At 61.7% G+C, this 5,680-nt stretch carries 3 protein-coding genes; 2 read left to right on the top strand and 1 reads right to left on the bottom strand.

Annotation, left to right across the window (positions count from 1 at the left end; translation table 11 throughout):
* The first annotated feature begins 63 nt into the window (after positions 1–63).
* The gene (alaS, locus tag ABW043_RS01645) at positions 64–2,703 is read left to right on the top strand and encodes an alanine--tRNA ligase (RefSeq protein WP_353919503.1); all 2,640 of its coding nucleotides are present in this window, start codon (positions 64–66) and stop codon (positions 2,701–2,703) included.
* A 108-nt stretch (positions 2,704–2,811) separates the two neighbouring features.
* On the opposite strand, the gene ABW043_RS01640 is transcribed toward alaS, so the two are convergent.
* Positions 2,812–3,696: a DMT family transporter gene (locus tag ABW043_RS01640; RefSeq protein WP_353919502.1), complete on the bottom strand. Its 885-nt coding sequence runs from the start codon at positions 3,694–3,696 to the stop codon at positions 2,812–2,814.
* A gap of 283 nt (positions 3,697–3,979) precedes the next feature.
* On the opposite strand from ABW043_RS01640, the gene ABW043_RS01635 reads away from it, so the two are divergent.
* Positions 3,980–5,674 (top strand): vWA domain-containing protein, encoded by a 1,695-nt coding sequence (locus ABW043_RS01635; RefSeq protein WP_353919501.1) that lies wholly within the window; start codon positions 3,980–3,982, stop codon positions 5,672–5,674.
* The last annotated feature ends 6 nt before the right edge of the window (positions 5,675–5,680 follow it).

Here is a 5,680-nt window from a genome sequence, read left to right as displayed (position 1 = left end):
CACGATAGAAAGCCACGTTTCTATTGGACGCGCGCCGTGTCCGTTCCGCATGAAAGCTAGTTGATGACCAGCGTAAACGATCTCCGTTCGAGCTTTGTCGATTACTTTGCCCGCAATGGCCATGAAGCCGTTGCGTCGAGCCCGCTCGTACCGCGCAATGATCCGACGCTGATGTTCACCAATGCCGGCATGGTGCAGTTCAAGAACGTCTTTACCGGCGTCGAGAAGCGCCCCTATTCGACGGCGACGACGGCACAGAAATGCGTGCGCGCCGGCGGCAAGCACAACGACCTCGACAATGTCGGCTTTACCGCGCGCCACCACACCTTCTTTGAAATGCTGGGCAACTTCTCGTTCGGCGACTATTTCAAGCCCACCGCCATTGAGCTCGCCTGGAACCTCCTCACCAAGGATTGGGGACTGCCGCGCGAAAAGCTCATGGTCACCGTCTATGAAGACGATGACGAGGCGCTTGAGCTCTGGAAGAAGATCGCTGGCCTCTCCGAAGATCGCATCGTGCGTCTCGGCGCCAAGTCGAACTTCTGGCAGATGGGCGATACCGGTCCCTGCGGCCCGTGCTCGGAAATCTTTTACGATCATGGCGACAAGGTCTGGGGCGGCCCTCCGGGTTCGCCGGATGAAGATGGCGATCGCTGGATCGAAATCTGGAATCTCGTCTTCATGCAGTTCGAACAGCATGCCGATGGTTCGCGCACCGGTCTGCCGCGTCCGTCCATCGATACCGGCATGGGTCTCGAACGCGTCGCCGCCGTCATGCAGGGCGTCCACGACAACTACGACATCGACCTCTTCAAGGCGCTGATTTCGGCCGCCGCCAACGCAACCAATGCCGACGTCAACGGCCCGGGCAATCGCAGCCTGCGCGTCATTGCCGACCACCTGCGCTCGATGAGCTTCCTCATCGCCGAAGGCGTGCTGCCATCCAATGAAGGCCGCGGCTATGTGCTGCGCCGCATCATGCGCCGCGCCATGCGCCACGCGACCCTGCTCGGCGCGAACGAGCCGACGATCTTCAAGCTCGTTCCGACCCTCGTCCGCGAAATGGGCCAGGCCTATCCGGAGCTGAGCCGCGGCGAAGCCATGATCGCCGAAACCGTCCGTCTCGAAGAAGGTCGCTTCCTCAAGACACTCGGCCGCGGCTTGCAGATCCTTGAATCGGAAACTGCCGGTCTCGGCGACGGCGATGTGCTGAATGGCGCTGCAGCCTTCAAGCTTTACGACACCTATGGCTTCCCGCTCGATCTGACGCAGGACGCGCTGCGCAACCGCAACATCACCGTCGATCAGGCCGGCTTCGATGCTGCCATGGCCCAGCAGAAGGCCGAAGCCCGCAAGAACTGGGCTGGCTCGGGCGAAGCTGCCACCGACACCGTCTGGTATGGCCTCTCCGACAAGCTCGGCCCGACCGAATTCCTCGGCTACGAAACCGAGACTGCCGAGGGCGAGATCAAGGCTCTCCTTGTCGATGGCGCCGAAGTCGCCTCGATCGCTGCTGGCCATGAAGGCTTGGTTGTCGTCAACCAGACCCCGTTCTACGGCGAAAGCGGCGGCCAGGTCGGCGATTCCGGCGTGATCAAGGGCGAAGGCTTTGCCGCCGAAGTTCTGGATACCGGCAAGCATCACGGCGTTTTCAGCCACAAGGTGAAGGTGACCGAAGGCACGCTCAAGGTAGGGCAGGCCGTCGAGCTCATCGTCGACCACGAGCGTCGTTCCTCGATCCGCTCCAATCACTCGGCAACCCACCTGCTGCACGAAGCCCTGCGCCTCGTGCTCGGCGACCACGTCGCCCAGAAGGGCTCCATGGTTTCGTCCGATCGTCTGCGCTTCGACTTCGTGCACACCAAGCCGATGACCCCGCAGGAAATCGCCGAAGTCGAAGACATCGCCAACGAAATCATCCTCCAGAACACATCGGTCGAGACCCGGCTGATGGGTGTCGAGGAAGCCAAGGAATCGGGAGCGCGCGCCCTGTTCGGCGAAAAGTACGGCGATGAAGTCCGTGTCGTTTCCATGGGCGAGCCGACCGGCAACGGCCTCGGCTGGTCCGTCGAACTCTGCGGCGGCACCCATGTGCGTCGCACTGGCGATATCGGCCTCGTCTCCATCGTCACCGAAACGGCTTCCGCTGCCGGCGTTCGCCGCATCGAAGCCCTGACCGGCAAGGCCGCGCGCCATCGTGGCAATACCAACGTCAACATCGTTTCCTCGGCTGCGGGTCTGCTCCGCTCTGGCACCCATGAAGTGCTCGATCGCATCGAGGCGCTGCAGAACCAGATCAAGAGCGCCGAAAAGGCCCTCAGCGATGCTCGCCAGAAGCTGGCGCTCGGCGGCAGCGGCGAAGGCAGCAATGCCACCGAAACCGTCAACGGCGTCACCTTTGTCGGTCGCGTCGTCGAAGGCGTCGCCGCCAAGGACATCAAGACCGTCGTCGATGCCGAAAAGAAGCGCATCGGTTCCGGCGTCGTCGTCATCGTCCTCAAAGGCGAAGACGGCAAGGGCACCGTGGCCATCGGCGTCACCGACGATCTCACCGGCAAGTACGCTGCCGGCACGCTGATCAAGTCGGCAACTGCCGCGCTCGGCGGCCAGGGCGGCGGCGGCCGTCCCGACATGGCTCAGGGCGGCGGACCGGACGGCACCAAGGCCGACGATGCCGTCGCGGCGATCCGCGCGCTGATCTAGTCAGCGCCAATCCATGTTCGGATAGTGCAAGCCGCGGCCATGCCGCGGCTTTTGCATTTGAGGCGCTTGGTGACGCTCGATGCTAGCAGTCTGCTAACGTCAACGCCGCTATTCGCCGATGCGGAAGAAGAAGACACGCGGCTTCCAGCGGATCGGCCGCTTTTCGCTCAGCACGTTCATGAGGCCCGCACCGACGACGATCAGCATGCCAACAATGGCGATCCAGTCAGGATATTCGCCAAAGAACATCGCACCGAAAAGGATGGCCCAGATCAACTGGCTATACTGGACCGGGGCAATGAGATTAGCCGGCGTCACCTTGCTCGCCTGGATCAGCAACAGTCCGCCGATGCCGCCGAGCAGACCAATGCCGAGCAGGATGGCCAATTGTTCCGGCGAGGGAATGACGAAGGTCGGGACCATCAGTATCGCATTGAAAATGCCCGAATAAAGCACCTGGAGCCCCACCAGGCTGACCTTGCGCTCCTTGGGTGCGACGTGCCGCAGGACCGTTGTCGTCACAGCGCCGAGGCATGCGGCGACCATCATCACATAGTGCCCCAGTTCGAGCTCGCGCAGGCCTGGCCGGATCACCAGCACGACGCCGAGGAAGCTGATGAACAGCAGCACCCAGCGATGCACGGCCACGAATTCGCGCAGCAGCAGCACCGAGAGCAGCGTCACGAACAAAGGCGTTGTAAAACCAATGGCATAGACGTCGGCGAAGGGAATGTGGGTGAAGGCAAACATCACGCAGGCCGTGCCGGTGATCGCGGTCGCACAACGCAAATGCACCAGCCAGGGATGGTGCAGCTTGTAGATGTCCCGCCAGCGCTCGCCGCGCTTGGTCAACATCACCGGGATGATCGAGAAGCTGGTGGTAAAAAAGGCGATCTCGAAGACCGACATAGCCGGGCCCGTCGCCTTGATAAGGGCATCGGACACGGAAAAAACGGCATAGGCCAAAAAGGCCAGAATGACGCCGACTGGCATCGCAGTACCACGAAAGTCAGAAATGGAAGGATTCGGGCGGGAATGGCATTACCATACAAGCCATTTCCGCCGCCGTCATGCCAAATACCGCGTTGCCGAAGCCTGTTTGGTCTCGGCAATGCCCCACGAAAATGCGGGATGCACGAGCTCGGCAAAGTCTGGCAAGATCGCTTGCGAAGCTGCCGCCTGCAGCCATGAACGCCGCGTTCATTCCCGCTTCAGGCGCGTAGAGGCTAGCTGGGTTCGGGCGGCCCGAGGGCTGCGGTGTTGGAGGGCTATCACTATGCAGTTCTGGAAGAAATTTGCCTTGGGGGCCGTGGCGGCAATTGGCCTTGCCATGCCGGCTGTGGCGGCTGAGCGCGCCGTCATTGTGCTCGATGGATCGGGCTCGATGTGGGCGCAGATCGATGGGAAAGCGCGCATCACCATCGCGCGCGAAACCTTATCCTCGGTCCTTGCCGATTTGCCGGACGATCTCGAGCTCGGTTTCATGACCTATGGCCACCGGGAAAAAGGCAATTGCGGCGATATCGAAATGCTCGTTGAGCCGGCGGTCGGCACTGGCGCGGCCATCATCGCGGCGGCCGATGGCATCAATCCCAAGGGCATGACGCCGATCTCCGACGCGGTGCGGCTGGCGGCCGAGGACCTGCGTTTCACCGAGGAAAAGGCCACGGTCATCCTGATCACGGATGGTCTTGAAACCTGTGAGGTTGACCCGTGCAAGCTGGCAACCGAACTCGAAGGGCAGGGTATCGACTTCACCACGCACGTGCTGGGTTTTGGCCTTTCCGATGAAGAGGGCCAGCAGGTCGCCTGTCTCGCCGAGAATACCGGCGGCCAGTATCTTTCCGCGGCAGATGGTGCCGGTCTTGTCGATGCACTGACCAAGACCGTCGCGCAGGTGGTGCAGGCCGAACCCGAGCCCGAACCGGCCCCCGCGCCGGAACCGACACCGGTCCTCGACCACAATTTCGCGCCGACTGCCTCGCTGGCCGAAGGCGGTCCGGATATCGAAGACGGTGGCCCGCTCAACCTCACCTGGCAGTGGTACAAGGTGAACGCTGACGGCACCAAGGGCGAGTGGATCGGCACCGACTACTATGCCCGCTTCAAGGGCACGCTCGAGCCCGGCGACTACATCATCACGGCCGAGTACGATTATGCGATTGCCGAACAGCCCGTGACTATCGTCGCTGGCGAAGTCACCGAGACCCATTTCGTGCTCAATGCCGCCGTCTTCAAGCTGCATCCGCGCTCCAGCGAAGGGGCTGAGATCAATACGGATGCCTCGATCGAAATCCGCCACGATGGCGAGTACGTCACCACCCAATACGGCGACAAGATCCTGGTACTGCCAGCAGGCAACCTCGAATTCGATATCAAGATCGGCGAGGCCATGGTGACCAAGGCCTATACGGCAAAGGCCGGTGAAACGATCGAGGAAGACGTCATCGTCGGCACGGGCCTGGCGTTCTTCACGACCGAATATGCGCCGGGCGTGAAGGTTGAAGACGATATCTTCATGGAGATCTTCGACGCAAAGGTAGCGCTCGATGGTACCCGCCGCTCGATCGCCTATGGCTACAATGGCGAGCAGGATTTCGAACTGCCGCCGGGCGACTACGTCATGGACTACAAGCTCGACGGCACCAGTGGCCAGATCCCGTTCACTGTGAAGACCGGCGAACGCACCGACATTCCGGTGCTGCTCGACGCCGGCGTGCTCGCGGTCACCACCCCGACCGACGACTATGTCGAAATCCGCAGCCCCACCAAGGACATCGCGGGCAATGTAACGTCCTTCGACTATGGCTACGGTCCCAATGTGCAGACCACGCTGAAGGCGGGCGACTACGTCGTCTTCAGCAAGAAGGATGATGTCGAGAGCGAAACGCCTGTGACCATCAAGGCTGGCGAGCGGTTCGAGTTGACCATCGAAGCCGCGGCGCCAGCTGCCGGCGGCAAGAAGAAGTAAGTCACG

Origin of the sequence: Devosia sp. (assembly GCF_040509215.1) — a bacterium.
Lineage (GTDB): Bacteria > Pseudomonadota > Alphaproteobacteria > Rhizobiales > Devosiaceae > Devosia.
The sequence above is the reverse complement of the archived record's forward strand: the minus strand, read 5'-3'. Positions and strand labels throughout refer to the sequence as shown.

Coding starts and splice junctions, on each gene's coding strand:
- ABW043_RS01640 (WP_353919502.1), bottom strand. CDS start 3,696: ATGCCAGTCGGCGTCATTCTGGCCTTTTTGGCCTATGCCGTTTTTTCC.
- alaS (WP_353919503.1), top strand. CDS start 64: ATGACCAGCGTAAACGATCTCCGTTCGAGCTTTGTCGATTACTTTGCC.
- ABW043_RS01635 (WP_353919501.1), top strand. CDS start 3,980: ATGCAGTTCTGGAAGAAATTTGCCTTGGGGGCCGTGGCGGCAATTGGC.